This window comes from Micromonospora sp. BL4, from assembly GCF_003667505.1.
Classification (GTDB): Bacteria; Actinomycetota; Actinomycetes; order Mycobacteriales; family Micromonosporaceae; genus Micromonospora.
Map to the genome: position 1 here is coordinate 1 of NZ_RCVJ01000265.1, position 5,128 is coordinate 5,128.

General features: G+C 72.6%; 3 protein-coding genes. 2 read left to right on the forward strand and 1 reads right to left on the reverse strand.

The features are described 5' to 3' along the window. Positions 1–176 precede the first annotated feature (176 nt). Entirely contained in the window at positions 177–1,091 is a 915-nt protein-coding gene (locus tag EAD89_RS29965; RefSeq protein WP_121678026.1) for a cyclase family protein, read from the forward strand. Positions 1,092–1,152: 61 nt separating this feature from the next. Here EAD89_RS29965 and EAD89_RS29970 read toward each other — a convergent pair whose 3' ends face one another. After that, positions 1,153–2,193, reverse strand: a complete 1,041-nt coding sequence (locus tag EAD89_RS29970) for a S66 peptidase family protein (RefSeq protein WP_121678027.1) — start codon at positions 2,191–2,193, stop codon at positions 1,153–1,155. A 135-nt stretch (positions 2,194–2,328) separates the two neighbouring features. Between EAD89_RS29970 and ppc the strand changes: the two genes are divergently transcribed. Continuing rightward, positions 2,329–5,115 carry a phosphoenolpyruvate carboxylase gene (gene ppc / locus EAD89_RS29975; protein WP_121678028.1) on the forward strand — a complete coding sequence of 929 codons (2,787 nt, stop codon included), beginning with the start codon at positions 2,329–2,331 and terminating at the stop codon, positions 5,113–5,115. The last annotated feature ends 13 nt before the right edge of the window (positions 5,116–5,128 follow it).

Genomic DNA, 5,128 nt, shown 5'->3' on the forward strand with positions numbered 1-5,128 from the left:
GCACAACTTCAGGGATGTGGTGGCCTCGGCGCGCCGGGAGGCCCCTGTTTCCCTGAAGTTGCGTGGATCACCCCCTGCCGCTCCGCGCCATCCGCACGGGCGGACGACGCGGACGCCCCGGGCGGCGGCCGTCGCTGGATCTTGACGGCGGTGGGAGGGCGTGATCGGGTCAGGGTATGAGCGGGCAGTGGCGGGCGCAGTTCGATGCTGAGGTGAGCTTCGCCAACGGCGGCGGGCTGCGCACCGAGGGGTTCCGGCTGGACATCCCGGGTCGGGAGATCACCGACGAGGACCTGGCCGCGTTGTTCGTCCGGCACCTCGGCTTGTTGATGGTCGCCGACGTACGGATCAGCGCGAAGACGATCATCGAGGAGCCGCACAAGGGCGGTCGGGGCGTCGCCGTCGGTGCAGCCGACACCGGCCGTCGGCTGGTCGAGCTGAGCCACGTGATCCACGACGGGATGACCACCCTGCCCGGCTGGCCGGGACCGCAGATCGCCGACTGGCTGACCTTCGCGGCGTCCCGGGCGAACTACGCGCCGGGCACCGAGTTCCGCGTGGCCCGGATCGACATGATCGCCAACACCGGCACGTACCTCGACACCCCCGCCCACCGTTGGGCCGACGGCGACGACCTGACGGCGCTGCCGCTGGACTGTTTCGCGGACCTGCCCGGCGTGGTGGTCCGGGTGCCGCCCGGCACCCGGGCGGTGGACCGGCTGATGCTGGCTCCGTACGAGGTGGCCGGGCGTGCCGTGCTGCTGCACACCGGCTGGGCCGCGCACTTCGGCACCGAGCGGTACGGCTCGCCGGAGGCGCCGTACCTGACCGGTGACGCTGCCCGGGCGCTGGTCGACGCCGGGGCGGCCCTGGTCGGCATCGACTCGATCAACATCGACGACATGGGCCCGGCGGCCGGCGGTGAGCGCCCCGCGCACAGCGCGCTGCTCGCCGCGGGCATCCCGATCGTGGAGCACCTGACCGGCTTGGACGCCCTGCCGCCGAGCGGCTTCCGGTTCACCGCGGCCCCACCGATGGTGGCCGGCATGGGCACGTTCCCGGTCCGCGCCTTCGCCGTCGTCGACAGCTGAGCACGCTGACACCGCTGAGGACGCTGACACCGCGCACGGGCCGGCGGGCAGCCGGACGGAATCAGTAGCGGACCGCGATGCGGTGGGCCTCGGCGTCGACCAGGACCTCTCCGCCGTACGGGATGATCAGTTGCGGGTCGGTGTGCCCGAGGTCGACGTCGAAGACCACCACCGGGTCGTCGGCGTACGGTGCCACGGCCCGGAGGATCGCCGCCCGCTGCGCCTCGCACCAGGCCCGCCGCTCGTCCAGGCTGTGCCGTCGGTCGAAGTCCCACGCCTTGGGTCGGCCGACCACGATCGCCGGGAAGGCGGCGAGCAGCCCGCGCTCGCCCATGTTGCGCACGATGCGGAAGACCTCCTGAGCGCTGGGCATTTCCTCGGACGTTTCGAGGATCAGCACCGAGCCGGCCAGCTCGGCGGTCGAGGGGACCCGGTCGGCGGCCAGCAGCCATCCGATGATCTCCAGGCAGCCGCCCCAGGTCCGCCCCTGCACCACCCGCGCCGGCCCGTGCCAGTGCCAGCCCTCTCCGGGGTACATCACCGGCTCGTCGGCGAGCGTCGCCGGATCCTGCCAGTCGCGCGGCTCGTCGCCCCACTCGGTCGCCGGGGTCAGCTCGTACCACCCCGAGGTGAACAGCGCGGCGCGCAGCGAGTCGAAGGTCAACGGGTGCGGCGCGCCGGACCGGCCGAGGTGCACCAGCACCGACCCGCCGTGGTACGCCACCATCCCCAGCCGGTAGAGGTGGTTGAGCACGTTGGTGTTGTCGGAGTAGCCGAAGTAGGGCTTGGGGTTGGCCCGCAGCACGTCATCGTCGAGGTGCGGGGTGACCGTGATCAGGTCGTCTCCTCCGACGGTGGCGAGCACGGCGGTGATGCTCGGGTCGGCGAAGGCGGCGGTGAGGTCGCGGGCGCGATCGCGCGGGTCGGCCCCCATCACCCGGGTGGTCGGATACTCCACCGGTTCCAGGCCGAACTCCTCGCGCAGCCGACGCAGCCCCAGCTCGTACACGTGCGGGAAGAGACCCGGCAGACCGGCGGAGGGTGAGACGACGGCGACCCGGTCGCCCGGCTTCGGCTTGGCGGGATAGTTCGGGGACACCATGATCAAAGGGTATCTCCGAGGTGTTCCGCGTCACGGCGCACCATTCGGAGAGCCCCTCCTGCCATCCGGCCCGGCGCGGATACCATCCAGGGAGTCGGACAGCGCTGTCCTTCGTACTCACGTAAGGAGCGCATCGTGACCGACCAGCACGACCACGACGGCCCGGACGCCGCGCTGCGCGCCGACATCCGCCGGCTCGGCACCCTCCTCGGGCAGACCCTGGCCCGCCAGGAGGGCCGGCCACTGCTCGACCTCGTCGAGGAGATCCGCGCCCAGGTCCGCACCGACGCCCCGGCGGCCGCCCAGCGGCTCGGCGGGTTGGACGTGACCACCGGCACCAAGTTGGCCCGCGCCTTCTCCACCTACTTCCACCTGGCCAACATCACCGAGCAGGTGCACCGTGCGCGGGACCTGCGCCGCCGCCGCGCCGTGCAGGGCGGCTGGCTGGACCAGGCGGCCAAGATGATCGCCGAGCGCGGGGTGCCGGCCGAGGAGATCGCCGCCGCGGCCCGTCGGCTGGCGGTCCGGCCGGTCTTCACCGCGCACCCGACCGAGGCGGCCCGCCGGTCGATCCTGTCGAAGCTGCGGGCCATCGCCGACGAGCTGGACACCGAGACCGCCAACGCGATCCTGTACGGCGCCAGCGACGAGGGCCCGGCGAACCGCCGGCTGGCCGAGCTGCTGGACCTGATGTGGCAGACCGACGAGCTGCGGCTGGACCGGCCGGACCCGACCGACGAGGCCCGCAACGCGATCTACTACCTGCGTGACCTGTACGCCGAGGCCGCCCCGCAGGTGCTCGACGACCTGGCCGACACGCTGCGCACGCTCGGCGTGGAGACCTCGCCGACGGCCCGCCCGTTGAGCTTCGGCACCTGGATCGGCGGCGACCGGGACGGCAACCCCTTCGTCACGCCGGCGGTCACCCGCGAGGTGCTGACCATCCAGCACGAGCACGGCATCGCGGCCACCGAGAAGGCGATGGACCACCTCATCAACGAGGTCTCGGTGTCCCGCCGGCTGCGCGGGGTGTCACTGGACCTCTCCGCCAGCCTCGCCACCGACCTGGACGCGCTGCCCGAGGTGGCGCCCCGGTTCCGCCGGGTCAACGCGGAGGAGCCGTACCGGCTCAAGGCGCGCTGCGTGAAGGCGAAGCTGGCCAACACCCGGCAGCGGTTGCGCCAGGGCACCGCGCACGTGCCGGGCCGGGACTACCGGGGCTCCGCCGAGCTGATCGCCGACCTGGAGCTGCTGCGCGCCTCGCTGGCCCGCAACTCCGGGCAGCTCACCGCCGTCGGCCGGCTGGCCTCCACCATCCGGACGGTTTCCGCGTTCGGCCTGCACCTGGCCACCATGGACGTCCGGGAGCACGCCGAGGCGCACCACGCGGTGCTCGCCCAGCTGTACGGAGCGGTCGGCGAGGTCTCCGACTACCCGGCGCTGAGCCGGCTGGAGCGCACCAAGCTGCTCGCCGACGAGCTGACCGGTCGCCGGCCACTCTCCACCCTGGACACTCCGCTCACCGAGGCGACCCGCAAGACGTTCGACGTGTTCGGCACCATCCGGGAGGCGCAGGACCGGTTCGGCACCGAGGTGATCGAGTCGTACATCATCTCGATGACCATGGGCGTGGACGACGTGCTGGCCGCGGTGGTGCTGGCCCGCGAGGCCGGGCTGGTCGACGTGCACAGCGGCCGGGCGCGGATCGGGTTCGTGCCGCTGCTGGAGACCCCCGCCGAGCTGAACGCCGGCGGCGAACTCCTCGACGAGCTGCTGTCGCTGCCCGCGTACCGGGCGCTGGTGTCGGCCCGGGGTGACGTGCAGGAGGTCATGCTCGGCTACTCGGACTCCAACAAGGAGGCCGGGATCACCACCAGCCAGTGGTCGATCCACCGGGCACAGCGCGCGCTGCGTGACGTGGCCGCCCGGCACGGGGTGCACCTGCGGCTGTTCCACGGCCGGGGCGGCACGGTGGGGCGCGGCGGCGGGCCGACGCACGAGGCGATCCTGGCCCAGCCGTACGGCACGCTGGACGGCGCGATCAAGGTGACCGAGCAGGGCGAGGTGATCTCCGACAAGTACAGCCTGCCCTCGCTGGCCCGGGAGAACCTGGAGCTCACGCTCGCCGCGGTGCTCCAGGCGACGCTGCTGCACACCGGCCCCCGGCAGCCGGCGGAGATGCTCGAACGCTGGGACGCTGCCATGGACGTGGTCTCCGAGTCGGCGTACCGGTCGTACCGGTCGCTCGTCGAGGACCCGGACCTGCCGGCGTACTTCTGGGCGTCCACCCCCACCGAGCTGCTGGGCGCGCTGAACATCGGCTCCCGGCCGGCGAAGCGCCCGAACACCGGCGCCGGGCTGTCCGGGCTGCGGGCCATTCCGTGGGTGTTCGGCTGGACGCAGACGCGGCAGATCGTGCCGGGCTGGTTCGGCGTCGGCGCGGGGCTGGCCGCCGCCCGCGAGGCCGGGCTGGCGGACGTGCTGGCCGAGATGCACCGCAACTGGCACTTCTTCCGCACGTTCCTGTCGAACGTCGAGATGATGTTGACCAAGACCGACCTGAGCATCGCCCGCCGGTACGTCGAGACGCTGGTGCCGAAGAAACTGCACCCGATCTTCGAGCAGATCGAGCAGGAGTACGAGCTGACGAAGCGGGAGGTGCTGGCGGTGACCGCCTCGCCCGCCCTGTTGGACAACTCGCCGGTGCTCCAGCGCACCCTGGCCGTGCGGGACACCTACCTGGAGCCGCTGCACCACCTTCAGGTGGCGCTGCTGCGGCAGTACCGGGAGTCCGGTGCCGCCGGACGGGCGGTGGCGACCGCGCCGGGCGGCCGCCGCGCCCCGAGTGACGGCACGGCCCTGGAGCGGGCGCTGCTCACCACGGTGAACGGAATCGCCGCCGGGATGCGCAACACGGGCTAAACCCGCCCGGCCC

What these genes read in the sequence shown, in the direction of transcription:
- EAD89_RS29965 (WP_121678026.1), top strand. Translation starts at nt 177, where the DNA reads ATGAGCGGGCAGTGGCGGGCGCAGTTCGATGCTGAGGTGAGCTTCGCC.
- EAD89_RS29970 (WP_121678027.1), bottom strand. Translation starts at nt 2,193, where the DNA reads ATGGTGTCCCCGAACTATCCCGCCAAGCCGAAGCCGGGCGACCGGGTC.